The sequence below is a fragment of the Faecalispora anaeroviscerum genome (assembly GCF_947568225.1).
GTDB classification, from domain to species: Bacteria; Bacillota; Clostridia; order Oscillospirales; family Acutalibacteraceae; genus Faecalispora; species Faecalispora anaeroviscerum.
Map to the genome: position 1 here is coordinate 2,828,589 of NZ_CANOOQ010000001.1, position 24,092 is coordinate 2,852,680.

The window sequence follows — 24,092 nt, forward strand, 5'->3', positions numbered from 1 at the left end:
ATCGGCCCCCAAATGCCCGAATTTTGCCCTGATAGATGACATCGGCTTTTTGGGGAAATGACAGATGAAAAAATAGGTTTTGAGGTAATTAATAACTTGTACTCATTGGGCAATTATGGCGAACAAACAAGAACTCAAGTTTAGATTTGAAGCGAGGGTACATATGAATACTGATTTTGTAAACTTAACAACAGAAAACCTTTTCAATGAGCATTTATGCTGCATTATCCGCAGTAAAAAGCCCCACCAAGGGATTAACGCAAAGCGACAATGGCTTTCAGAGCGACTAAAGGAAGGCCATGTCTTTCGAAAGCTAAATGCAAAGGCTACGGTTTTTATTGAATATGCTACTCTTGAAACAGCTTGGGTTCCCATAATTGGTGACAACTATTATTATGTATATTGCTTATGGGTTGAGGGTAGTTACAAAGGAAAAGGGTATGGGAAGTCGCTGATGGAGTATTGTTTGGCTGATGCCAAAGAAAGGGGTAAATCCGGCATTTGTATGCTCGGAGCAAAAAAACAAAAATCTTGGCTTTCTGACCAATCATTTGCGAAGAAGTTCGGCTTTGAGGTTGTTGATACTACCGATAATGGGTATGAATTGCTTGCACTTTCTTTTGACGGAACAACGCCAAAGTTCGCACAAAATGTTAAAAACCAAGAAATAGAAAACAAAGAGCTAACAATTTATTATGATATGCAATGCCCCTATATCTATCAAAATATTGAGATGATAAAACAGTATTGTGAAATGAATGACGTTCCTGTATCTTTAATTCAAGTGGATACGCTACAAAAAGCAAAGGAATTGCCTTGCGTTTTCAATAACTGGGGTGTTTTTTATAAAGGAAATTTTGAAACGGTGAATTTGTTAGATGTCTCCTATTTAAAGAGAATACTCAAAAAATGAAAATACAATCTTGGCTTTTTCCCGTTAATTATTAGGACTGTATTTTAAAATTTCCCATAGGCAATAACAACTAACGGCTGTGTTCTTCGTAACTGAAAAACGCAGCCGTTGTTTTGTTACCAAAAATAAGACGGAAAACGAAAGGACGGATTACAATGTTTACAAGATTTTTCAGTGAAACTCCACTCTTCAAATCAGAAATAGAAATGCAGTTTATTCCCGGCTTCACACCTCGTGCCTGTGGAACATACTGAAGTCGGCAGCGAGATGTGGATGCAGAAGCTATTGCGAATCACTGGAACGAGATGTTTTTTATTTTATATCAAGTGGATATCGGTTTTGAATCAAGTCATATCATCCCGAAGCGCGTCAATAATATTTTCTCTTTTTATCTTACTAATGGCATACAGCATTGTAATGAACACCACAAAGAGTACGCTGGCCCTGGACAATATTCAGATAGGCGCTGTCATCAAGAAACTGGATGTCCATACTCTCCATAACGGGAGTGCTTGCGGCTTTTTTGACCGGGATATAAGCCGAAATTAGAATTGTAACCATGCAGACCGCCGTCGCAACGACAATCGCGGGGATTAAGATCGTCAAGGTTAAAGGGACGTTGTTGTAGAAAATGTTCCCAAAATTACTGGCGACAATGGAGATCACAAGCCCGATGCTGCCTAGTGAACCATGAAGGTGAACCTCTCACTTTAAGAGAGCTTAACGGCAATTTTATTCCGCTCCCAACGGCAGGGATACTTCCGCATGAAAGCCCTTGTCATCGGTATAGAGATTGATTACACCGCCGTACCGTTCCACGGTTTCCAGCACAGAGGGAATGCCAAGGCCAAAGCCGCTGCGTTTGGAGGATAAGTATTTTCCGCCTCTGGTGTTCAGTTTCCCGTTAAAGCTGTTGTCCACAACAAATTCAAGCTGTCCGTCCTGAATACGTCCGGCGATGAAAATGGTCTTATCTCCGTCCTTCTGGCGCAGGCAGGCTTCTGCCGCGTTCTCCAGCAGGTTGCCAAGAAGGCCGCATAAATCCACAATGGGGAAATGCAGCTTTGTGGGCAGCGAAAGCCTTGCCCGAAACCGGATACCATTGGACTGTGCCAGATTGCTGTAATACTGCACCAGAGCATCCAGCTCGATGTTGTCGGTGAGGCGGCCGATCCGGGTGCCCTCGTTGATGACCGTAATGCCGTGAATATAGTTTTCAAGCTCTTCGCGGCGCCCTTCCTCGGAAAGTGTTATCAGGGTACGGAGATGATGGCGGAAGTCATGACGCAGCTTGGCGCTTTCCTCCACCTTCTGGTTCATTTGCCGCAGATGCTCCACCTGCATGGTAAGCTGGCGTTTCATCTGCCGCTGTTCCTCGGCATAGACAAGACTGTGCCGGTAACCCATGGCTACGTCGTACCACAGCACCACGCCAATTGCGATTACCAGACTTAAGCTGCCCCATTCCTGGAACCACCCTCCGAGTATCGGCTCATAGTTCGGCAGAAGGCGATCCCAGGCCAAGGCGCAGGCATAAAAAATATCCGCACAGAGCAGTATCACCGCTTTGTCGATATTCCGGCGCATCGCCATTACGGCAGTAAACAAAAGATATACGGCGGTAAGCAGTTTAAAGAGAAAAACCAAATGGGAGAAGGCCAGCATTACCGGAAGCGTCAGCTGTGCGGCAAATATTCCGTAAAGCAGCGCCAGCACACTGATCGAACCGGCTACAATACCGCTGATGAGCTGCAAACGTCTTTCCGTATCACAGATGCGTCCGTGAAGCAGGATGACAAACAGCGTTAGCAGATACCCGCTGACCAATTCTAACGTATACCACGGTTGAACCGGCAGCAGCAGGATGCCATGTATCACGGAATATCCGGTAAATACGGCGCTGGCCAGAGACAGCACGAAAAAGAGCCAGATATTATTCCTGCGGCGGGTGCGGACGGCAAGATAAAAGCTGAAAACAACAAGCATCAGGGTTGCTGTGACCACAATCAGGCAAATTCCAATCCGCAGTCCCCGTGTGGTGTTTACATTTAAAGGTTCGCCAAAGGCAGACGGATAGACAAGACCGCTGTATATCCATGAATGGTCGCTGACTGCCAGCAGAAGCGTGACCTTGCCGGAGGCTTCAAAGGTGATGATTCGGCATTGGGTCTGATCCTGATAGGCTTCCGCTTCCGGCTCACCCATTTGCAGCTTCAGCTTGTCATTTACATAAAACCGGTACGCGGAATAGATTTCCGGAAGCTCAATGGCATAGGTGTGTTCCGTTTCCGGCAGATACAGCGTCAGGGCGTAGCTGGCGCTGCCGTGGGGAGAGCGGCGGGCGTCGCCCATAGCAAAATTGACTTTCTCCGCGATGGACAGGTACTGATAGTCATCCCCCTGCTGCCGCAAGGTTTCCGGTGTCAGCAGCCGGTCTGCATAGTAGCGCCAGCCGTCCCGCAGATAACGGATGGGCGTGTCCGTCCAGTCCGCTTCTGAAACATACAGTGTGCCGTTGATGGCCTGGGGCGCGGACTTTGTGTACTTGTTATCGAAGTGATATAAAGAGAGAAACAGCGCTGAGGAAAGGGAAATCGTCAGAAGAAGTGCCAAAGAACACCGTAATACAAAAGGCTTTTTATCCATGGCGACGCCTCCGGAAATAGGTAATCCCACCCGCAGTCAGAAGCAGCCCGCCAGATACGGGAAGCAGCGAAGACAAGGCCCTTTTTTCTTCTTGAATCCCGGAGGATTCTAAAATTGTGTAGGTACCCGCTTTATCCACCGTAAAGCAGAGAAGCCCGCCTTCATAGGCCGTATTCACAATTTGTTCGCCCGCTTCATTTTGGACAGTAGTTCGGGCATTCTCAGCCTGCGGTGTATAGCGCAGGCGTATAACCGTCCCCGAAAGCTCTGTGACAGCAGCTTCCGCAGCCTCCACCGCAAGCAGTATCTGCCGATCTTCCGGCTGGGTCAGCGTAACGGTCAGGGTATCTGAATCCGACACGTTCAGCGCGGAGAGCAGGCTGCTTGGAATGCTGACCGTCAGCCCGCCGGACCCGAACACTACGCTTTCTCCGTCCGCGCACAAATCCCGCAGGCGCAGGCCGGAAATAACGGTTTGCTCTGGTGAATAGGATTCAAAGACGGCAGTGGATTCCTGTGATTCGGAGACTGTCTTAGGCACCGTTGTCGGCAATGCTTCAGCGCTTTCCTCCAACCGCTGGGATACCGCATGATTTTCTGGTTCCGGTGAAGTTTCCTCTGTTTTATGAGAAGGAACAGGATCGGAATACGCCGGCACCGTCGATTCGGTTGGAACGGCAGGAATTCCGGTCACCGGTTTTTCTGTCACCGGAGTCTGAACCTGCGAATTGCTATTATTATCAGGGCTTTTGCTGCTTTGGGAGCCGTCCGGTGTTTGCGTTGGGGTAGGAGTCACAGGGTCTTGACCGGACGGCGTGTCATCGGAGACAGGCGGCGAAGCAGGGCTGCTCTCTGATGGTGACGAATCATCGTCATCACCGCTCTTATTGGGACTGTCGGGTGTCTCCGGAGAGGTGGGGGGCGGTTGGGAGCCTGTTCCTGAGCCGCTGCCGCCAGCGTCGCCGCCGTCCCGGTCACCGCCTGAATAATCGAGGATACTAAGCTCTCCGTCATATTGAAAGGACAGAACGCCAGTCTGACCGCCGGGATAGGTTACCTTAAGTTCATAAGCGCTTCCATATTTCAAGATACGCTGTGAAAGCTGAAGGTCACCGGGGGTGAACAGGAAACCATCGCTCAGTTGTATCCATTCTCCGCCATCCTTCCGCAGCCATACGGCAAACTCGTCCAGCTGTTCCTGCTGCTCCGCAGAAAGTATCCATGGAAAGCGAAGAAAGCCACGTCCGGCTACGCAGCAGTTGATGTCCGGCTCACCAAGTGTCTGGATGGAAACAGCGCAAAGCTGCCGTGGCAGAGAAACGCCGTCTGCCAGCGTATATTCCGTTCCAAGGTCGGGTGCCGCTGAAGCATAGTATACGCCGGCCGTGGCGGTATCCACGGCATCCAAAGACCATGCGCCCGATACCAGATCATAGGGATTGCCGTCTGCGTCATAGCCGGTAAAGCCTGCAACGGTATCAGCAAACCAGTCGGAAAGCTCCTTCTGCGAGGTTCCGACGGCAAATGCCACGGCATCTGTCCGGTCCGGCTCATCAAAGCTGGTCAGGGTGATTGCCGAAGGCGTTACGGTAACCACCGGAGCGGCTTCATCGCCGTCAGCGACCGTTCCAGCATCAGAAGGAGCAGCTGTACCGGCGGAAATATCGGAATTAGTGCCGCTGCCGGAATCGGTATCCGCAATCGTATCAGCAGCTGCGGCCGGTTCCTCTGCCGCCAGTACGGAAGGCGCCAGCATTCCGCAAAGCAGCAGAAAGGTTAAAATCAGTGCCCATATCTGCTTCATATTTCTTCTCCCCGAAGAGAGCCCGCGGAAAGGCTCAGACGCTGTTGCTGCACCTGCCGCTGCAGGCGGCGGCTGACCGGCAACTGCTCCCCGCTTTTCAGGATGAGATAATCGCCGCCAAGCTCGCGAACCTCCTTTAGGTTAACCACAATGCCCTTAAAGCAGGACAGGAACTGCGGATAGGCCGTCAGCTGTTCGGAAAGTTCCGAGAAGCTACCGGATACCGGAACAAGGCAGTCCTTTAAATGGATACAGGTACAGCGGTTCTGGTAATCGGCATAGAGAATACGGCTCAGAGAAATTCCCAACGGCTGGTTTCTTGTGGTAACCGTGATGGAGGAATCAATCTGCGATTCTGCAATTTTGCAGTATTGCAGCGCCCTTGAGAGCTTTTCCAAGGTAGCGGGCTTTACGATGTAATCCGCTGCCCGAACATCGTAGCTTTTCACACCGAATTCTGAGCTGGTGGTAAGGAAAATAAGGTTGAGATTCTCGTCAAGCTGACGCAGCTTGAGTGCGCAGTCCACGCCATTTTCATTGTTCAGGAAAATATCCATAAAAACAATGTCGTATCGGCCCGGTATGTAATCGGCAAGCAACTCCCTGCCGCTGTGAAATTCCTTGATTGCTATTGTCTGATGCTGTTTTTCTTCATATTGTTTTAAAAGGCTGCGGAGTATTTCACACTCAGTAGCCATATCATCTACGATTGCCGCATTCATTTGAAATTCTCCTTTGCATATAATATTCCATTTAACATTATACCACAGGCGCAGCGCGCCGTTGTGGTATATTTTAAATTGGCAAAGCTGATATAATAGCCGCTTTGCGGCTATTATATCATAAATTTTGGAAAGAGTTTAACCGCTTGTGCAGATTTTCGACCGCTTGATCATAACATCTTGAAAACCTCTTGACAAAATGCTACCCTAATAAAAACTACCAGACTTCTGATGAAGGGGCCTGGTAGTTTTTTGATTTTTATAAAGGAAGGAGGAGGTCGTGTGAATGTTGCATTGTGTGCGGCGTTCTTGGAAGAGGACGTCTGGGAGAGCCGTCTGCGGGCGGCCGCTTCCCCGCAAAGACTTGAACTTACGGAGCGTAACAGCGCCCGGGCACTGTTGCCCCTGCTGGAATTAAAGCCGTTTTCCCTTCTGGCTGTGGCCTTAAACAGCGTGGCGGGGCTGGAAGCGGTGCGGCAGCTTCGGGAAAAAGCACCAGACGTGCCTCTTCTGTGGATTTCCGATGAGGATTACAGCCTGTTTGGCTACCAATACCGTGTGACCTGTTTTCTGCGAAGGCCGGTATCCGATACGGAGCTGCGGGAAGCGGTAGCAGGCTGCCTGAAACTTTCAGAAAAAGGAGAGGAGGAAACGGAAAAATGACAAAAACCATTGCGCTGTGCGGTGTTGGTGAAGAACTAACCCAAACACTGGAGCACTGCGGCGGATACCAGCTCCTGCGCTTTTGCGACGAGCCGGAGCGGCGCGGGGACGTAAAGCTGGCCTATTATTTGCGAGACGGTCCGCCTGTGGCACTTGCCATCGTGGGCTATCCCGGAGCCGAGGGGCTTGCCGCCTGCGATTATCTGCGAACGCAGAACCGCGCGTTGCCCATCCTGTGGCTTTGCGACCGGAGAGAATTCGAGTTGGAAGCAAAGCGGCTTGGCGTAAGCTTTTACGGCACCAGCCCGCCCGGAACAGAGCGACTTGCCGCTCGATTGATCAGTGCCAGCCTTGAGACGGATGCCGGATCGGCTGCTTATAGCGGCAGATAAGCAAGAGAAGATTCAAAAACAAATAACAAGGCAATGCCGCTTCAAAAAGGAGGGCATTGAGCAATGGAGGGAATTATGGAAATGAAACAAATAGCGGAGCGCCTAAACAATGTTCCTGTTAGAAAAAAAGTAAAGCAGCTATTGGCTGCAACGCTGGCTGTCTTGATGATGAACCCGGTCACAGGCTACGGCACGATTGTCCATGCGCAGGAAGCGGGAATCATCACGGCCTTTGCGGAACTGTCCGGGGAGATTTCCGGTCAGCAGCTTGCGGTGGGCGCGAAGGAATCGGACATTCATCTGCCGGATACGTTGGAGGTGACTATTGGTGTTCCTGCAACAGACACAACGGAAAGCACTGCGGAGGAGTCACAGCCCGGCGGGAACACCCCGGAAGAACCAGCGGCTGACGAACCCACCGGCGAGGATTCTGCCGTTTCGGGAAACGACGCGGAAGAACCGCAGGATGAGTTAAGCAGCGCAGCACCTGCCGTAGAAATCACGACCGGAGCCGCAATTGATGCGGAGACGGAGGGCACCGAGCGGGAGCCGTTAAAAACGACACAGACCGTCACGCTGGAGAATATTACCTGGGAGATTGATGCGGAAAACAGCGCTTCCGACACGTATGACTCCAGTGAAAACGGCGCCTATTACACCTATGTACCCGTTCTGCCGGAGGGCTATGCCGTGGCGGACGGCGTAAGCCTGCCGGAAATCAGTGTGCGGATTGGCGGCGGTATGATGCGGATGATGGCCGGCGAGACGTCAGCTTCAATCGGCGCTGTTTCTTTGCAGGACGGAAAATATTACAACCAAGCCGGAGAAGTATTGGACACCGTACCAACAGGCGGTACGCCCTACCTCTACTACAACGGCGGCGTTCTGACGGTAACAGGCGCTTATGTGATAAATCCTCTCAATCTCAATTTTACCACCCCTCAAATCAGCATCCAAAGCGGCACACTGACCATTGTCGGTTCGGGCAGCTTGACCATTGAAAACAACAACACACCGTGCGTTAATATTCAATCAGGTGCGGCGCTTGTTTTAGCGGGCGCGGTGAACTTCAAAGCCCAAAGCACCGCAGGGATTCCCATCATGCTGGGAGGCAGTTTCGTAACGGAAAACGGCTATTCGGGTGCTATTCGTTTGGAAGGTATGGGCAGCATACTTTCACAGATGGAGGAAATCGACCTGAACACAACCGGTGCCATCGCAATTCAAGGTAAAGGCTCTGCACCGATTATCAGCTGTGACGGCTCTATTCAGATGACGGGCGCAAGCATTACAATTCTAAATCCAAACCATTCTGCTTCAGCCAGCAATGGCATTCTGGTAAGTGCGGGGCAGGATGTCAGTCTGACAGCAACAGTGGGTGGTGTGAACCTGGAGGCAAGCAGCAACTACCCGATTTTGGATGTGGGTGGAAACATCATTCTATCAGCCGCTGAAAATGTAAGTGTAATGAACTATAACATGTGGGAACCCGGCGTGAACTGGAAGGGCAGCAAATTTTCGATAACAGCTGCCGAGGGTGTCGCAGTCTACGGTCAGATGATTGGAACCGGAGAACAGCCAAGTGTAGAAATCAAGTGCACTGGGGGCGACAATTTGCAGCTGCTTGGTGGAATCTCACTGGGCAACAATGGAACGTGTACGGTGAATTCCAATGGCAGCATCGAAATCGCTGGTTACGATGGAACTAAGCCGGTGTTTTCCGGAAAATCACTCACGCTGGATGTTGACAATGACATTATCGTTCGGCGCGAGAACGATGACGGAAGCACCGTTCCGGTTATTTCCGCGACTGAGCAGCAGTTCACCAGCAAAAATAGTGTCGTAGTTGTTTCGGGCAGTACCGGTTCAACCATCAGGACCAAGGACGGGCAGACCATTCAGGCTGCCTTTGGCGGATATGTGACCAGTGAGTGCTTGAATTTATCGACACCGCCTGCGGTCGCTACGTTCTATATTGCCGGTAAGGGTTCCATCCTCTACACCCCGGCACAGGGGGGAACCCCTGCCGTGCTGGCACTGACAAATGCAACCATAGATACCCAAGATAATGCAATCATTCTGCCTGATGGCGCTGTTACGATGCAGCTGAGCGGCAAAAACATCCTGCATTCAGATACGAAGGATGGGATTGGTATCGTAGGGAATGGTTCATTAACCATCACCAGCTCCAATGGCGGTACGCTGAATATGGAATCAATGGGGCTTACCATGGAATTCAATGAAGAGTACGACTCAACCATCACAATCGGCGGAAACGCTTCCGTAACAGCGGTTTCACATAAAAGCTCCGCCGTATTAACAGGGGGAAACCTGACCGTAGAACCGACTGCCAAATTTGCCGCAAAAGGCATAATGGCTGATGTGATGATTGAAGGAAACTTCCATGCGCCGAACTTCAACGGCAGTGTGGTTGTTGTGAATGAAAAGGTGGATCCTAGAACCTTTGATATGACAATCCACGGCACTTGTGACATGCCGGTAATAATGACTAGCCTACCGATCGGCATATCGCAGTTCGGCGCTGCTTCCCTGCACATCCCAAGCGGTGCGCAGATGACCATTCCTTCTGGTCAGCCGCTGATGGTTACGGACATGGCCAAACTGAAGCTTGAGGGCAAAATCATCAACAACGGGATGATATGCCTGCCTGTTGGCGCCACTGCCGGCCAAATCAAAGCCATGAAGCTGACCGGTTCCGGTGTTGTGCTAGTACCCGAAAGCATTGACGGAAATGGTATGCCTTCAAAGGATGGAAAATTCTACACCAATGGCGGCGTCGCGGTCAAGACCGCCGACGACCTTGACCTGACCACCGACGGCCACAGCGGCAAAACGGTGGCGAACGACGGCTACAGCTGGGATGGCAGCACCCTGACTCTGGGCGGCGTTTTCATTCAAGGGAATATTACGCTGCCTGCCAATAATGCAACAGTCAACACTACCGCAGCCACTATGATTCAGGGTGGAATCACAGGAGCCGGCGGCACCACCATGCATCTTACCTTTACCGGCGCCGCACCGCTGGCTATCAACGGCGGCATCAGCGCAGGTTCAAACGGCGATACGGTTACCGTGCAGAGCGGCGCACAGGTAACGGTGAACGGCGGCCTCTCGCTGGGGGAAGGCGGGGACGGTGTACTGACCGTCACAGGCTCGGGCACGGTGATGGAGGTTTCTTCTTCCACCGGCTATGCGGTTTACTGCCAAAATGTGAAGGTTGAAAACGGCGCAACCCTAACTGTCAAAGCCGAGGGCACAGATTCCGTCGGCGTGCAAGCGGTGAAACCGGGCGGTAACGTCAGCGTCACCGGCGGCTCCACCCTGACGGCGGGCTGTGACTACGGCGTGTTCCTCATCGACGGCAAGCTGACGGTGGACGATACCAGCAAATTGATTACAAACGGTGCGGTGGCCCCATTCTGCATTTTGGATACCACCTCCTCCAAGGCGCAGAGCGAGCTTCTTTCTCTGGCAAACACTCCTTCCGATACCGAAATCGCTTCCATGAAAGGAACGACTGATTTTAGCGGCAGTAAGCATACCTACTGGAGCCTGATACCGAAAAACGGCAAGCTGGGTGTGGAAAATGAGGAACCTGAATTTGTAACCTTGACGGGCGCGAAGACCGGAATGCTCACCTTTGCCAAGGCGACAAACCCCGGCGGAAATAACAATAACGGAGATGGGGATGACGATAACGGCAGTTCTTCCTCCGGCAGCAGTTCTACCGCAACCACAACAACACCGGAAAAGAAGCCTGACCAGCCTGTCATCGGCAGCGTCAATGCCGCGGGCAAGGTTACGGATAGTCATGCGGTCGTTCTCATTACCGACAGCATTGTGAAAGCGGCTATCGAAAAGGCACAGTCTGCCGCAAGCGCACAGGGCAAAACGGCGAATGGGATCGGTGCAGAGGTGTCTGTTACGGCTCCCGGTGCGAAAAGCTTTACGGTCATTACAGAACGCGCTGCACTGAACCGATTGGTTAGCACGAACGTTAAGCTGTTTCAGATCATTGGTCTGCCAGCCAACTTCTGCTTTGATCAGGCTTCCTTGAAACAACAGCAGGAGCAGGGAACCGGCGACATAACAATGATGCTGAAGCCTGCTACGGTCAAAAATGTCCGCAGTGCCTGCGACATTACACTCAGCACGGTAAAGAACGGCAAAACCGTAAACATTACCTCGATGAACAAGGGAAGCGTAACTCTGTCCCTGCCGTATACACTTGGCAAGAACGAAGCGGTGGGCGGCGTGTACGCCGTGTATGTAGACGCAAAGGGCAACGCCGCCCGCATTGCAGGCTCCGCCTATGACAGGAACAGCGGGAGTGTGATTTTTACAACTAATTACTTCTCCCGGTACGGGATCGGCTACACTGCTTCGGCAGCAAAGTTTACGGACATTTCCTCCCATTGGGCAAAGGAAAGCATCGACTATGTGGTGGGCAGAGGGCTGTTCGGCAGTAATGCGGCGGGCAAGTTTAACCCCGATGCTGCCGTCACAAGGGGCGACTTTGTTACCGCCCTCGGCAGGCTGGCGGGTGTGGATACCAAAGCCTATATGAGGAGCAGCTTTACAGATGTGAAAGCAGGTTCCTATTATCTGCCTTACATCGAGTGGGCGTACAGCAAGGGCATTATTCAGGGAATCGGAAACAATCAGTTTGCCCCGGAAAGAGCAGTCACCCGTGAGGAAATCGCGCTGATCTTTGCAAACTACGCAAAGGCAACCGGCTATACGCTGCCTGTGATTCGTGAAGCTACTACATTTTCTGATGCCTCCAGCATCGGCAGTGCTTACAAAGATGCTGTAAAAGCGATGCAGCAGGCAGGCGTTATCATGGGAAAAAATAATAATGTATTTCATCCCGCTTCCAGTGCCACCCGCGCGGAGGCTGCCGCTATGCTGACCCGGTATGTCAAACTCACCATTCATCCTGCTACAGCTCAGGGCTGGGCAAAAAATGATTCCGGTCAGTGGATGTACTTGAAAGACGGCAAGGCCCTTACCGGGTGGCAGACCATAGGCGGAAAGGTTTACTGCTTTGACAGCAGCGGAAGCGCTTTCGCCAGCGGCTGGAGACAAAACGCAAAAGGGAAATGGGTATTTCTTTCCTCTGATGGCAGCGCCGTTACCGGCTGGAAAGATATTGGCGAGAACGGCCGCAGCAAGCGCTATTACTTCACCGGAGATGGTATTCGGGTATCCGGCAAGTGGCTTCAGATCGACGGCAAATGGTATTACTTCTATGCCGACGGCTCCCTGGCCACAAGCACCAAGATTGATGGCTATGAAGTTGATGCAAACGGTGTGAGAAAAACGAAATAATATAGAATAACGTTAGGGGAAACCCATTGAAAGAGGGGGGCGCAAAGCCATAGGGCCTAAGGTGCTTTCGGGTGCTGTGATAGCCTGGCTGCCAATAACCGAGCAAGGCTCTGTGCAACAAGCTGCCTTTCATTTTTGCCGGCGTCGCACTAACCCTCTCCCAGGGCGGGAAAAATGAGTTTGGCCTGGCGTTTACACTCATAGCCTGTTTGTTGTTAGCACTTGTTACAAAGCAAGGCACTCTACGCTCAAACCGTAGAGTGCCTTGCTTGCATTTCAACTGATTCATTCACATCTACTGTCACGCCTCTGATTCCAAGCAGGAGTGCTCCAATGGGTGTAAAAGCGATGGACTGCGTGCCGAATTGCTTGTGCAGAGAAATAAAACCTTGCGTTTCATAATAGTACCGCCTGTCTTATCACCTGACTTTTTGCAGAATTTTCACTACCTCTTCTGTTTTCAGCACCTTACCATAGGAAACCACTTTTCCGTCGACGACCAGAGCGGGGGTGGACATCACACCGTAGGCCGCAATTTGCGAAAAATCCTTTACGTGGTCGATCGTCGTATCCATTCCAAGTTGTTCCAATGCTTCTTTTGTTGCCGCTTCAAGCTGATTGCATTTTGCACACCCGCTGCCTAAAATTTTAACAGCTGCACCTTCGGCTTTTGCCTTATTCGCTTGTTCCATGCTCTCCGTATCGCAGTTTCCTCCGCAGCAGCAAGCGGCCTTTTCTTCCGTTCTCTTACCGAATAGAGACATATTCATTACACTCCTTTATTCATTATGTTATTTGTTAGCAGCATTTGCCCCCGCAGGAACAGCCGGATTTGCTAACCGGCTTCCTCAGATTCCTTCATGCCGTTCGGCGGTGTCCATCCGGTATCGTCGCCGACATAGGTAATTGCGCCAACCGGGCAACGATTCCCGCATCCATGGCAATGGTCGACGCAGGCCTCCGGATTTGTGACAACGGGAGACGGTGCCTTTGCGGAATCATAGACACCGTGGGAACACTTTGCAATGCAGGTGCCGCACTCCACACAGGTCAGGTACTCAATAACAGGATACCAAGTCTTTGCCATAATATGTTCCTCCTACTATATAATAAATCTCTGAATGATATTGAAAAAATAGCCTACCATGATTATGCCAACGGTGCAGATTGCAATAAACAGCGCCAACAGCTTCGGCTTAACCGCCTTGCGGAGCATGATGATGGAAGGAAGGGAAAGGGTGGTAACCGCCATCATAAACGATAAAATTGTGCCAAGCTGTGCCCCTTTGTATAACAACGCTTCCGCAATTGGGATAGTGCCGAAGATATCAGCGTACATTGGAACGCCGACAAGCGTTGCCAATACGACGCCAAACGGGTTGTTGCTGCCGAGTACAAGCGCCACCCATTCTTCCGGAATCCAGTTGTGGATAATCGCTCCGATACCCACGCCAATCAAGATGTAAGGAAACACTTTTTTAAAGGTAGATAGCATCTGTTCTTTCGCATAAATTAGACGGTCTTTTTTCGTTAGATCGGGAGACGCTATATCCACGCTTCCGGCGGTCAGGATAAAGCTTTCCACATGCTTCTCCATGTGAAGTCGTTCTATCATTGTTCCTCCAATAACGGCTATCATCAGCCCGACAATCACATAGAGAAAGGCCACTTTTGCTCCGAAAATGCTCATCAGCAAAAGCAATGATCCAAGATCAACCATTGGGGAAGATATGAGGAAAGAAAACGTTACACCAACAGGCAGCCCCGCCGACGTAAACCCAATAAAAAGCGGGATAGAGGAGCAGGAGCAGAACGGTGTCACCGTCCCGAGCAGTGCCGCAACGCAGTTCGCTCCGATCCCATGAAACCGTCCGAGAATTTGTTTACTGCGCTCCGGTGGGAAGTAACTCTGGATATAGCTGATTAGGAAAATCAGGAAGCACAGCAGAATCGTAATCTTTATGACATCATAGAGAAAAAACTCGATGCTTCCCATAAGGCGTGTGGACATATCCAATCCCAGTGCGGAAAGCCCACTTCCAATCAGCCCATCCAGCCATTTCATGCCGAGAATCTGATACTGGAAAAAGTCCCAAATTGCTTTTAGTATCTGCATGGTGGAAACCCTCACTTTCAACAAAAGGAAAATCATATCAAATATTTTTGATGTGTAAAGCATTTTAAAAGCCATCCAATTGATGGCTTTTATTGGTTACAGCACGAATTGTTATCTGTATCTGGCGTTGTCAGTTGCTTTAAAAGTGCTTCGGCATAGGAGCTGCCTTTTTCGCTGATTTGGTAATGCGTCCATTTCCCTTCCTGCCGGCTTTCCACAATACCCGACTCAACCAGTATCTTCATATGGTAAGATAGACCGGACTGCCCCAAGTCTAATTGTTCCAGCAAAACACAGGCGCATTTTTCGCCGTTGTGCAGCAACTCCAGTATCCGAAGACGTTTTTCGTCGCAAAGCGCTTTAAATACCTTTGCGTGTTCTTCATATTTCGTTTGCAAGCAATCACCTCATATCAAAAATATTTGATATGTTTTATTATATGCATCAAATCAAATTTTGTCAATGTGTTTGAAAAGATTTTCGATAATGAGGATAGACGCTCTACGATATAATTCCGTATCATTAAAGAGATACACATTCTGAAACATCATGGCGATTTTTTTCATCAAGCTATCCAACTTGTATTCTCGCACATTGTATACGACTACCGTAAAGGAGCTGTTAAATACAGCATCAGTGTCACGGTCAGAATAGCTACACCCGCTATATTGGTGGATTTTTTAAGCTTTGCTTGTTAGTATAATCTAACTTATAAGAAAAAGGGCGGCCCCTGCTGCGGCCGCCACTTTAAAGTCAAAGATTCTTGCGTGTTGTAAATGCAAGGAAGTTGTTTTGCCATAGACAAAACTTGTTCAAACGGTGCAGAACAGATCAGACGGAGCGAAAATAAGAAAGATTTACTAAAAGAGGCATGGGGAATCAAGAGTGCATTTTTCACGCTTCTTTGGGGCGGATTTTATTCTGCCGTTTGGGAGGTTCCTTGTAGCATTTTCGCCGGTAAGCAGGGCTTTTTAATATGCGCGTACTCTTTTTCCCATTGTACAAGAGCGGCATCAGACATCAGCGTTTTACAGCATAGCGGAACAGGACTGTTGTTGACGGACTGCAGGGAAATCGGAGCCCCGATTGTTGGGCTGTCCTCCGTTTCCAAAATGAGATATCCGTTCTGTGCCATATAGTTCACATCAGGCTGGAGAACGCCATTGACAAACAAGCTTTGGTAGAAACTCTCGTCCGGGCCTGAAATTCCCTGATTGCCGTACATCTGGATTTCATCCTGATTGGTGTAAAGATTACCTCCGTTGGATTGAGCATTGTACGCATAGGCTTCCATGTGAAAAAGCTGCCCCGCCGGGTCCCGGATTGCAATGGATTCCAAAATAATAGGCGATCCTTTCGTAGGAGCGTCTGTGGTAGTCAATTCCAGAATGCCTCTTTTTACTTTATAGTTTACTTGCGGCTGAAGAACGCCGTTAATATATAAATTGAAATAAGATACTTCGCTTGGGGAAGGAATTCCATGATCTCCGTATTCTTTTAATTCGTCGTCATTGGTATAAATTTTTTTCACGCCGTCAGAAACTACATTGTACTGCCAGTCGGTGACCTCCATCCTTTCGCCGTCAGGGGCTTTCAGCGTGTTGAACAGAATCATGACAGCCTGATCTTTTGAGGGAACATCCTCTGTTATAAAGGTCAGCTCGCCCTCTTTTAAAATGTAGTTCGCTTTCGGCTGCAGTACCGCGTTGACAAACACATTATAATAGGAAACCTCCAGTGGCGAAAGAATCCCTTGGTGGCCGTACTGCGTTAACTCGTCGCTGTTGAGGTAAGTTCGTTTTACTCCGTCAGAAATTGCGTTGTACTGAGAAATATCCGCTTTCAGGGCATAGTTTTTATAACAGATGCAGCCTCCGCTGCGGAACCGAACTCCGTCGCTAATCTGGTTGGTTTGAATGTAAACACAGTCAATTACATGAAGATCGGAGTCCACCTGCGGAACCAGCAGGGAGGCGGTTGCTTTGGTGTAAGCGAGCGTTTCCACGCTGATGAGCAGCTTGATCCGTTCCATTGTAGAGTTTTCTTCGCACCAGACGGGATCAGCCCAACAATGAAACCCTTTCACCTGAAAGTTGAAGCAGCTTCCTTTTGGAACAGGACGGCAAAGGGTCTCAATCATGCAAAAAGGAATGGGAGCTGAAATTTTTTCCCCGTTGGAATAAATGACGATATAGCCTGTAATTGCAACCTGTAAATTATGAGTTACCGAATAGCGCCCGCCTGCACCGAAATGTTCCGGAGTGGCTAATACGGTATATTGAATAGAATCGGGTTCGTATGGGCTGACAAGATTTCCGTCTTGGTCGGTCAGCCGGCAAGTAATCAAAGGACAGCAGGATTTCGACATAGCAGTCACTCCAAAGCATATAAAATTTATGATCCTGCAGTTGCATTTTTTCCCAATCTGGAAAAGTCCCCGTGGCAATCTGTACTTCTAATTTAACAGCATCGGAATATTAATATAGTACAGAATAGTAAAAAATAGTTCGAATAACGGGGGTGTGAAATGAATTTCGCAGGAAGGAAGGTTCTGGTTACGGGCGCGGATGGTTTTATCGGCTCTCATTTAACGGAAGAACTGGTGAGAAGAGGATGCTCCGTTCGCGCTTTTGTCTATTACAATTCGTTTAACTCATGGGGATGGCTGGATCAGTCCCCAAAAGAGGTTCGAGACAATTTGGAAGTGTATCAGGGGGATATTCGCGACCCATACCGCGTGAAAGCCGCAATGCAGGGGTGCAGTGCGGTATTCCATTTGGCTGCTCTGGTCGCAATACCTTATTCATATTATTCCCCACACGCATACATTGACACGAATATAAAAGGAACGCTGCATGTTTTGCAGGCTGCGCGGGAATTGGAAACAGAACGGATTGTTCAGACTTCCACCAGCGAAGTTTACGGAACGGCGGAGTACGTGCCGATTCCGGAAACACATCCGCTGCAGGCGCAGTCCCCCTATGCCGCGTCAAAAATCGCGGCAGACCAGCTGGCACTCTCATTTTATCGCTCGTTTTCCACTCCGGTTGCCGTTGTCCGCCCGTTCAACACCTATGGGCCGCGGCAGTCGAACCGGGCGGTAATTCCTACGGTGATTACCCAGATTGCACAGGGGAATCGAAAGATTCAGCTAGGCTCCTTAATGCCAACCCGTGATTTTAGCTTTGTGGGTGATACGGTTCGAGGATTTTGGGAAGTTGCCCGCTGCGATGAGGCGGTGGGGGAAGTGGTTAACATTGGCAGCAATTTCGAGGTTTCCATCGGCGAGACAGTGCAGATGATTGCGCGGGTGATGAATACGAACGTTGAGGCAGTCACGAAAGAGGAGCGGGTTCGGCCTGAAAAAAGTGAGGTGCGCCGCCTTTACGCCGATACTTCAAAGGCCGCGCGACTGTTCGGCTGGCAGCCGGAATTTGGCGGAAAAGATGGTTTTAGAAAGGGGCTTGCGCTTACCGCGGAATGGTTCTGCAATCCGGAGAACCTGAAGCGCTATCAGGCTGACAGGTATGTGATATGAATCATGAGGAGAAATTGACTCCGGCAAAAGTCACGGCTGCGATTCAGAAGGTTTTGAAGCCGGAGAAAAAGCCGGTACCCCTGCATGAGCCCTGCTTTACAGGACGGGAATGGGACGATGTGAAAGACTGTCTGGATTCCAGCTATGTTTCTTCCGTCGGTCGGTATGTAGATCAATTTGAGGAAGCACTGGCCCGATTTACGGGAGTAAACTATGCTGTGGCGGTAATCAACGGCACCGCCGCCCTGCAGGTTTGCTTAAAGCTTGCGGGTGTGCAGCCGGAGGATGAAGTGCTGGTTCCGGCGCTTACGTTTGTTGCCACGGCGAACGCAGTGTGTTATTGCGGCGCGATTCCTCATCTGGTCGACAGCGAGATGGATTCCCTCGGTGTAAACCCAGAGAAGCTGGCCAACTACCTGGAAGAAATTGTGGAGTTTCAAAACGGTTCCTGTTATAACAGACGAACCCACCGGCCGATCAAAGCCTTGGTTGCGATGCATACCTTTGGCCACCCGGTGCGTCTGGACTCCATTTTGCAGGTGTGCGAGCGGTATGGACTGGTACTGATTGAGGATGCGGCGGAATCGTTGGGCTCCTATTATCAGGATGTTCATACCGGGAATTTCGGCAAGCTTTCCGCTCTCAGCTTTAACGGCAATAAAATTGTCACGACGGGTGGGGGCGGTGCGGTTCTGACCAACGATGAGGCGCTATACCGGAAAGCGAAGCACCTCACCACAACGGCAAAGCTGCCTCACCGGTGGGCATTCGTGCATGACGAGGTGGCTTATAATTACCGAATGCCCAACCTGAACGCGGCACTGGGCTGCGCCCAATTAGAACAGATTGAGCACTTCCTTTGCTGTAAGCGTGCGCTTGCGGAAGAGTACCGAACGGCTTTCGCGGAGATACCGGGAGTCGAATTTTTTACGGAGCAATCCTGGGCCAGGAGCAATTACTGGCTGAACACGCTGATTTTATCAGAGGAAAACGCACCGCTGCGCGATTTGATTCTGGAAGAGACGAATAACCAGGGAATCCAGACGCGCCCCGCATGGGTATTAATGCACCAGCTCCCCATGTTCCGAAACTGCCCCCGTATGGATTTATCCACTGCGGAAAGCCTTGCACGGCGCGTCATTAATATTCCGAGCGGTGCGCGTCTGGGAGAAGCGTTCTGCAAACCGGGGAACGGTACGCCGTGAAGCGCAAGCTTTGCGTGGTAACGGGAACCCGCTCCGAATACGGTCTGCTGTGCCCTTTGCTGAAAGCGATTGAAAAAGAACCGTGTTTTCAGCTTCAGTTGGTGGTGACGGGTGCGCATCTTTCCCCGGAATTCGGTCTGACCTACCGGGAAATTGAGCAGGATGGTTTTGCCGTGGAGCGGAAAGTGGAATTGCTTGTTTCCAGCGATACTCCGGTGGGAATCGCGAAATCCATCGGGCTGGGGGTAATCGGTTTTGCGGAGGCGTTTGATCAGCTGCGCCCGGACCTTCTTGTGCTGCTCGGTGATCGGTATGAAATTCTGGCGGCGGCACAGGCTGCTCTGGTCGCAAAAATTCCAATTGCTCATATCGGCGGAGGAGATACCACAGAGGGCGCGTTTGACGAAGCCATCCGCCACAGCATTACCAAAATGGCACACCTTCACTTTGTAACCAATGAGGAATCCGCCCGCCGGGTCAGGCAGCTGGGGGAAGATCCCGCGCGGGTTTACAAGGTAGGGAGTCTTGGCATTGACCAAATTTTCAACCTGCCGCGCATGAGCCGCGCCGAGCTGGAGCAGTCGCTGGGGGTTGCCTTCCGAGAAAGAAATTTATTGATCACATTTCATCCGGTTACGCTGGATTCGGAGCCTGCCGACCGTCAGCTTCAGGAACTGCTGCATGCGCTGGAGGAACTCGGCGAGGACGTTGGCCTGATTTTTACCAAACCCAATGCCGACCCGCAGAGCCGGGAACTGATCCGGCTGACGGAGGAGTTTGCAGCCGTGCATCCCAATGCCGCAGTGTATTCCTCTCTGGGGCAGTTTCGGTATTTCAGCCTGATTCAGCAGGTGGATGCGGTTGTGGGGAATTCCTCCAGCGGGCTGTATGAGGTTCCCTCCTTTCACAAGCCGACGGTCAATATCGGCGACCGCCAGAAAGGGAGGCTTCTTGCCTCCTCTGTGCTGAGCTGTTCCCCGAATAAGGAGGAAATTCTGCGGGCAATACGCAAAGCAATGACCATGGACTGTACCACGGCGGTGAATCCCTATGGGCAGGGCGACAGTGCGAAACAAATAATAACGATTTTAGAATCGGTTCCTGATTATCGTGCTTTACTGAAAAAACAGTTTTATCTCTTATAAAGCAGGTGAACTATGAATCAAAAGGTTACCGTGATTGCCGAGGCAGGGGTGAACCATAACGGCTCGCTTGAAATGGCAAAGCAACTGATAGACGCTGCCGCTCAGGCAGGCGCGGACGCGGTTAAATTCCAGACCTTCCACACGGAGCAGGTGATGGTGCCGAACGCGCCGAAAGCCGCGTACCAACAAGAGAATACGGCGCGGGGCGAAAGCCAGTATGAAATGGTTAAAAAATGCGAACTGGATGAACCGGCTCATCTGATGTTAAAGGGGTACGCAAACACAAAGAAAATCACGTTTCTTTCCACCGCTTTTGATCTGGAAAGTCTTGATTTTCTCATTTCCTTGAATGTCCCCCTGCTGAAAATTGCTTCCGGGGAAATCACCAATGCGCCCCTTTTGCGCAAAGCGGCGGGATTTGGTAAAAAGATTCTGCTTTCTGTGGGAATGGCCGATTTAGGGGAGATCGAGGAAGCACTCGGGGTTCTTGCTTTCGGCTATCTGGAACGTGCGGGGAGTAAGGCCAGCCCCTGCCGGGCAGCCTTTCGGCAGGCCTATCAGTCCGATGCGGGTCAGGCCGTTCTAAGTAGTCAGGTCAGTCTGCTGCACTGTACAACGGAATATCCCGCGCCATTTTCAGAAGTAAATCTATGTGTAATGCAAACCTTGCGCCAGTGCTTTGGGCTGCCGGTCGGGTACTCTGACCATACCTCGGGAATCGCCATTCCTCTGGCTGCTGTGGCACTGGGCGCTTCTGTATTGGAAAAACATCTGACGCTTGACCGCAGCCTGCCCGGCCCCGATCACAAGGCCTCGCTGGAGCCTTGGGAATTCACCCAGATGGTACAGGGAATTCGTCAGGTGGAGCAGTCGCTCGGCAGTCCGGTCAAGCGGCCTGCTCCATCTGAACTCAGCAACCGGCAGATTGCACGGAAAAGCATGGTTGCGGCTTGCCCAATCGAGCAGGGCGAACGCTACACCGACCGAAATTTAGCCGTTAAGCGGCCGCAGAACGGCAGGTCTCCTATGGAGTATTTTGACCTTTTGGGGAGAGCGGCCAACCGGTCCTATCGGGAAAACGAGGTGCTTCAATGAAATTGGCCATTTTCGGAACATCCGGTTTTGCCCGGGAAGTACGTGACCTTGCCCTATCGGCCGGGTACAAAGAAATTGTTTTGATTGGGAAAACGCCGGAGACCGCGATTCAAGGCTTTACGGTTCACGCGCAGGAGGAACTTTCTCCTCTTTTCTGCGAACAGTTTTCCTTTGTGATTGGAATCGGAAGTCCCAAAAGCCGGAAAGCAGTTTGGGAACAATTTCCTCTTCTGAATTACGTCAACCTGATTCATCCTTCGGCAACCTTCGGTTACCGCCAGCAGGAGGAATTGGAGAAAAAGGCCGGCAATATTGTTTGTGCCGGCGTGAGAATGACCAATCAGATTATGCCGGGGAATTTCGGAATTTATAATCTGAACTGCACGGTTGGGCACGACTGTGTGATCGAAGATTTTGTCACTGTGTCTCCCGGAGCCAGTATCTCCGGAAATGTGCTGCTTCAGGAGGGGGCTTATCTCGGGGCAAATTCGTGTGTCATCCAAGGGAAGTCCATCACAGAGAAAATATCAGTAGGCCGTTACGCCACGGTGGGGGCGGGAGCGGTTGTCACCCAAAACGTCTCCGATAATATAATAGTAAAAGGCATTCCGGCTAGATAGTAAACCGTTTGTTTCTTATCAAAAACGCTGCCTGGAACGCCGGAGGCGTGCAATGAATGAATGGAAAAAAATACTGATTCTTCCCACTATGAAGATTCATGAGGCAATCGAACGGATTGACCGGAATTCCCTGCAAATCGCCGTTGTGGCTACTGAAGACGGCATCTTACTGGGTACCGTTACCGACGGTGATGTCCGTCGCGGTATTTTAAAGGGGATTTCCTTGGACAGCCCCGTCAGCCAGATTATGAATTCACATCCGGTTACGATCCCGAAGCTGAATGACCGGAAAAATATTCTTACGATCTTAAAAGCAAATAAAGTCCGCCACCTTCCGGTAGTGGATGACGCGGGGCATATCATTGGTATTGAGTGCCTGGATGAATTGCTCACCGAGTCTCACAATGATAACTGGGTGGTGGTGATGGCGGGAGGATTGGGGAAACGCCTGGAACCATTAACAAACAGCTGCCCCAAACCAATGCTGAAAATTGGCGAAAAGCCGGTTCTGGAGACAATTGTGGAACAGTTCCTCCGTCAGGGCTTCCGCCAATTTTGTTTTTCTGTCAACTATAAATCAGAGCAAATCAAAGATTATTTTGGGGACGGCTCGAAGTGGGGAGCGGAAATCTGCTATATTGATGAAACAAGCCGGATGGGAACCGCTGGGTCCCTCAGCCTGCTTCCGTTTGAAACCACGAAACCGATTCTTGTTACCAACGGCGATATTCTCACGAAGCTGAGCTTTGAGCAGTTGGTCGGCTTCCACCTGGAGCATCAGGCCAAAGCCACCATTGCCGTAACCGCCTATGACTATCAAGTGCCCTATGGGGTAATTAAAGCAAATCGTGACCGCCTGGTCGGGTTTGAGGAAAAGCCGGTCTATACCAGCTTTATTAACGGCGGAATCTATGTACTCAATCCGGAAGTACTGAAGCATATTCCCCAAAACTCCTATTTTGACATGAACAGCCTGTTTGAAGCACTGCTTCAGAATGACGAGCTAGTCTGTATTTTCCCGATCCGAGAGTATTGGATTGATATTGGTGGAATTAAGGATTTCTATCAGGCTTCCAAAGATTTTGAAGAGGTATTTCAATTTGAAGTTGCCGGAAAATCGGCAATACAGGAAAGCTGAGTGACGCCATGAGACGATTATGCACCATCTGTGTTCGGGCAGGCTCCAAAGGAGTGCCCAGTAAAAATATTCGCAGCCTGTTAGGGAAGCCGTTGCTTGCGTACAGCATTTTACAGGCGAAGCAGTGCGGCCTGTTTGAGGCGGTAGCGGTCAGCAGTGATGGAGAAGCAATGCTGCAGGCCGCCAAAGAGTGGGGAGCGGATTACCAATTTTTAAGACCCGCCGAGCTTGCCTCAGACAGCGCGCCAAAGATTCCCGCCATTCGTCACTGCCTGGAAGAAGCAGAAAAGCGAGCCGGTCATACCTTTGATGTCATTGCGGATCTGGACGCAACCTCTCCCTTGCGCTATCTTTCCGACATTGCGGGTGCGGTGTCGCTTCTCGAGACCAACGGTGTTTCCAATGTGATTACCGGGTCTCCCGCACGTCATTCTCCGTACTTTAATCTGGTGGAAGTGAATGAAACGGGAGCGGTGCAGCTTTCTAAGCAGCTGACTGCGCCCGTGTTTTGTCGGCAGGATTCCCCGAAGTGCTACGATTTGAACGGATCGGTTTATGTTTGGCGGCGGGAATCGCTGCTCAGCTGTGATTCGGTTTTTGTGGAGGACACACAGCTTTATGTCATGCCGCCAGAACGTTCCGCCGATATTGATTCGGAGCTGGATTTTGAGTTTGTCCAATTCTTAATGAGCAAACGGGCGGAACAATATGGTACAGCAATCTTATGAAATCAAAAACAGAGA

At 50.5% G+C, this 24,092-nt stretch carries 19 protein-coding genes, 1 pseudogene and 1 riboswitch; of the genes and pseudogenes, 11 read left to right on the forward strand and 9 right to left on the reverse strand.

The annotated features are described in order from the left end of the window. Positions 1-163 precede the first annotated feature (163 nt). Positions 164-913, forward strand: a complete 750-nt coding sequence (locus QOS46_RS13870; protein WP_283610626.1) for a GNAT family N-acetyltransferase — start codon at positions 164-166, stop codon at positions 911-913. A gap of 489 nt (positions 914-1,402) precedes the next feature. Here QOS46_RS13870 and QOS46_RS13875 read toward each other — a convergent pair. The 4 genes and pseudogenes from QOS46_RS13875 to QOS46_RS13890 all read right to left on the reverse strand — a co-directional run. After that, positions 1,403-1,597, reverse strand: a pseudogene (locus QOS46_RS13875) (hypothetical protein); the annotation flags it as partial. Between the two features lie 48 nt (positions 1,598-1,645). Continuing rightward, on the reverse strand, positions 1,646-3,559 hold the full coding sequence (locus QOS46_RS13880; RefSeq protein ID WP_283610627.1) for a sensor histidine kinase: 1,914 nt from the start codon (positions 3,557-3,559) through the stop codon (positions 1,646-1,648). Beyond that, positions 3,552-5,363, reverse strand: coding sequence for a peptidase (locus QOS46_RS13885; RefSeq protein ID WP_283610629.1), 1,812 nt, complete (start codon positions 5,361-5,363; stop codon positions 3,552-3,554). The genes QOS46_RS13880 and QOS46_RS13885 overlap by 8 nt, the downstream gene beginning before the upstream one ends. After that, entirely contained in the window at positions 5,360-6,085 is a 726-nt protein-coding gene (locus tag QOS46_RS13890) for a LytR/AlgR family response regulator transcription factor (protein WP_283610631.1), read from the reverse strand. The genes QOS46_RS13885 and QOS46_RS13890 overlap by 4 nt, the downstream gene beginning before the upstream one ends. A gap of 282 nt (positions 6,086-6,367) precedes the next feature. Between QOS46_RS13890 and QOS46_RS13895 the strand changes: the two genes are divergently transcribed. The 3 genes from QOS46_RS13895 to QOS46_RS13905 all read left to right on the forward strand — a co-directional run bounded on the left by QOS46_RS13895 (position 6,368) and on the right by QOS46_RS13905 (position 12,492). Further along, complete coding sequence (locus QOS46_RS13895; RefSeq protein ID WP_283610633.1) at positions 6,368-6,748, forward strand: response regulator; 381 nt, start codon at positions 6,368-6,370, stop codon at positions 6,746-6,748. Continuing rightward, on the forward strand, positions 6,745-7,140 hold the full coding sequence (locus QOS46_RS13900) for a response regulator (RefSeq protein ID WP_283610634.1): 396 nt from the start codon (positions 6,745-6,747) through the stop codon (positions 7,138-7,140). The genes QOS46_RS13895 and QOS46_RS13900 overlap by 4 nt, the downstream gene beginning before the upstream one ends. Before the next feature lie 63 nt (positions 7,141-7,203). Beyond that, entirely contained in the window at positions 7,204-12,492 is a 5,289-nt protein-coding gene (locus tag QOS46_RS13905) for an S-layer homology domain-containing protein (protein ID WP_283610635.1), read from the forward strand. Between the two features lie 6 nt (positions 12,493-12,498). Further along, positions 12,499-12,588, forward strand: a riboswitch (cyclic di-GMP riboswitch). A gap of 323 nt (positions 12,589-12,911) precedes the next feature. Here QOS46_RS13905 and QOS46_RS13910 read toward each other — a convergent pair. The 5 genes from QOS46_RS13910 to QOS46_RS13930 form a co-directional block, all read right to left on the reverse strand. After that, entirely contained in the window at positions 12,912-13,256 is a 345-nt protein-coding gene (locus QOS46_RS13910; protein WP_283610638.1) for a thioredoxin family protein, read from the reverse strand. A gap of 71 nt (positions 13,257-13,327) precedes the next feature. After that, the gene (locus QOS46_RS13915) at positions 13,328-13,579 is read right to left on the reverse strand and encodes a 4Fe-4S dicluster domain-containing protein (RefSeq protein WP_283610640.1); all 252 of its coding nucleotides are present in this window, start codon (positions 13,577-13,579) and stop codon (positions 13,328-13,330) included. Between the two features lie 15 nt (positions 13,580-13,594). Continuing rightward, the gene (locus QOS46_RS13920) at positions 13,595-14,608 is read right to left on the reverse strand and encodes a permease (RefSeq protein WP_283610641.1); all 1,014 of its coding nucleotides are present in this window, start codon (positions 14,606-14,608) and stop codon (positions 13,595-13,597) included. An 89-nt stretch (positions 14,609-14,697) separates the two neighbouring features. Further along, positions 14,698-15,006 (reverse strand): ArsR/SmtB family transcription factor, encoded by a 309-nt coding sequence (locus QOS46_RS13925; RefSeq protein WP_283610642.1) that lies wholly within the window; start codon positions 15,004-15,006, stop codon positions 14,698-14,700. Positions 15,007-15,524: 518 nt separating this feature from the next. Next, positions 15,525-16,976: a DUF4183 domain-containing protein gene (locus QOS46_RS13930; protein ID WP_283610644.1), complete on the reverse strand. Its 1,452-nt coding sequence runs from the start codon at positions 16,974-16,976 to the stop codon at positions 15,525-15,527. A gap of 159 nt (positions 16,977-17,135) precedes the next feature. On the opposite strand from QOS46_RS13930, the gene QOS46_RS13935 reads away from it, so the two are divergent. From QOS46_RS13935 to QOS46_RS13965, 7 genes are read left to right on the forward strand one after another with little or no spacing between them, the layout of a single operon-like run. After that, positions 17,136-18,146: an NAD-dependent 4,6-dehydratase LegB gene (locus QOS46_RS13935; protein WP_283610645.1), complete on the forward strand. Its 1,011-nt coding sequence runs from the start codon at positions 17,136-17,138 to the stop codon at positions 18,144-18,146. Then, positions 18,143-19,351 (forward strand): LegC family aminotransferase, encoded by a 1,209-nt coding sequence (locus tag QOS46_RS13940; protein WP_283610646.1) that lies wholly within the window; start codon positions 18,143-18,145, stop codon positions 19,349-19,351. The genes QOS46_RS13935 and QOS46_RS13940 overlap by 4 nt, the downstream gene beginning before the upstream one ends. Continuing rightward, a complete protein-coding gene (gene neuC, locus QOS46_RS13945; protein ID WP_283610647.1) occupies positions 19,348-20,496 on the forward strand; it encodes a UDP-N-acetylglucosamine 2-epimerase in 1,149 nt (382 codons plus the stop codon). Before QOS46_RS13940 ends, neuC begins: the two co-directional genes overlap by 4 nt. A gap of 12 nt (positions 20,497-20,508) precedes the next feature. Beyond that, positions 20,509-21,591, forward strand: a complete 1,083-nt coding sequence (gene neuB, locus QOS46_RS13950) for an N-acetylneuraminate synthase (RefSeq protein WP_283610649.1) — start codon at positions 20,509-20,511, stop codon at positions 21,589-21,591. After that, on the forward strand, positions 21,588-22,211 hold the full coding sequence (locus QOS46_RS13955; RefSeq protein WP_283610650.1) for a PglD-related sugar-binding protein: 624 nt from the start codon (positions 21,588-21,590) through the stop codon (positions 22,209-22,211). The genes neuB and QOS46_RS13955 overlap by 4 nt, the downstream gene beginning before the upstream one ends. Before the next feature lie 52 nt (positions 22,212-22,263). Beyond that, a complete protein-coding gene (locus QOS46_RS13960; protein ID WP_283610652.1) occupies positions 22,264-23,349 on the forward strand; it encodes a nucleotidyltransferase family protein in 1,086 nt (361 codons plus the stop codon). A gap of 8 nt (positions 23,350-23,357) precedes the next feature. Continuing rightward, entirely contained in the window at positions 23,358-24,077 is a 720-nt protein-coding gene (locus QOS46_RS13965; RefSeq protein WP_283610654.1) for an acylneuraminate cytidylyltransferase family protein, read from the forward strand. Positions 24,078-24,092: the final 15 nt, after the last annotated feature.

Excerpts from the sequence above, each read along its gene's own strand:
- QOS46_RS13870 (WP_283610626.1), top strand. The coding sequence starts at position 164 with ATGAATACTGATTTTGTAAACTTAACAACAGAAAACCTTTTCAATGAG.
- QOS46_RS13880 (WP_283610627.1), bottom strand. The coding sequence starts at position 3,559 with ATGGATAAAAAGCCTTTTGTATTACGGTGTTCTTTGGCACTTCTTCTG.
- QOS46_RS13885 (WP_283610629.1), bottom strand. The coding sequence starts at position 5,363 with ATGAAGCAGATATGGGCACTGATTTTAACCTTTCTGCTGCTTTGCGGA.
- QOS46_RS13890 (WP_283610631.1), bottom strand. The coding sequence starts at position 6,085 with ATGAATGCGGCAATCGTAGATGATATGGCTACTGAGTGTGAAATACTC.
- QOS46_RS13900 (WP_283610634.1), top strand. The coding sequence starts at position 6,745 with ATGACAAAAACCATTGCGCTGTGCGGTGTTGGTGAAGAACTAACCCAA.
- QOS46_RS13905 (WP_283610635.1), top strand. The coding sequence starts at position 7,204 with ATGGAGGGAATTATGGAAATGAAACAAATAGCGGAGCGCCTAAACAAT.
- QOS46_RS13910 (WP_283610638.1), bottom strand. The coding sequence starts at position 13,256 with ATGTCTCTATTCGGTAAGAGAACGGAAGAAAAGGCCGCTTGCTGCTGC.
- QOS46_RS13915 (WP_283610640.1), bottom strand. The coding sequence starts at position 13,579 with ATGGCAAAGACTTGGTATCCTGTTATTGAGTACCTGACCTGTGTGGAG.
- QOS46_RS13920 (WP_283610641.1), bottom strand. The coding sequence starts at position 14,608 with ATGCAGATACTAAAAGCAATTTGGGACTTTTTCCAGTATCAGATTCTC.
- QOS46_RS13930 (WP_283610644.1), bottom strand. The coding sequence starts at position 16,976 with ATGTCGAAATCCTGCTGTCCTTTGATTACTTGCCGGCTGACCGACCAA.
- QOS46_RS13935 (WP_283610645.1), top strand. The coding sequence starts at position 17,136 with ATGAATTTCGCAGGAAGGAAGGTTCTGGTTACGGGCGCGGATGGTTTT.
- QOS46_RS13940 (WP_283610646.1), top strand. The coding sequence starts at position 18,143 with ATGAATCATGAGGAGAAATTGACTCCGGCAAAAGTCACGGCTGCGATT.
- neuB (WP_283610649.1), top strand. The coding sequence starts at position 20,509 with ATGAATCAAAAGGTTACCGTGATTGCCGAGGCAGGGGTGAACCATAAC.
- QOS46_RS13955 (WP_283610650.1), top strand. The coding sequence starts at position 21,588 with ATGAAATTGGCCATTTTCGGAACATCCGGTTTTGCCCGGGAAGTACGT.
- QOS46_RS13960 (WP_283610652.1), top strand. The coding sequence starts at position 22,264 with ATGAATGAATGGAAAAAAATACTGATTCTTCCCACTATGAAGATTCAT.
- QOS46_RS13965 (WP_283610654.1), top strand. The coding sequence starts at position 23,358 with ATGAGACGATTATGCACCATCTGTGTTCGGGCAGGCTCCAAAGGAGTG.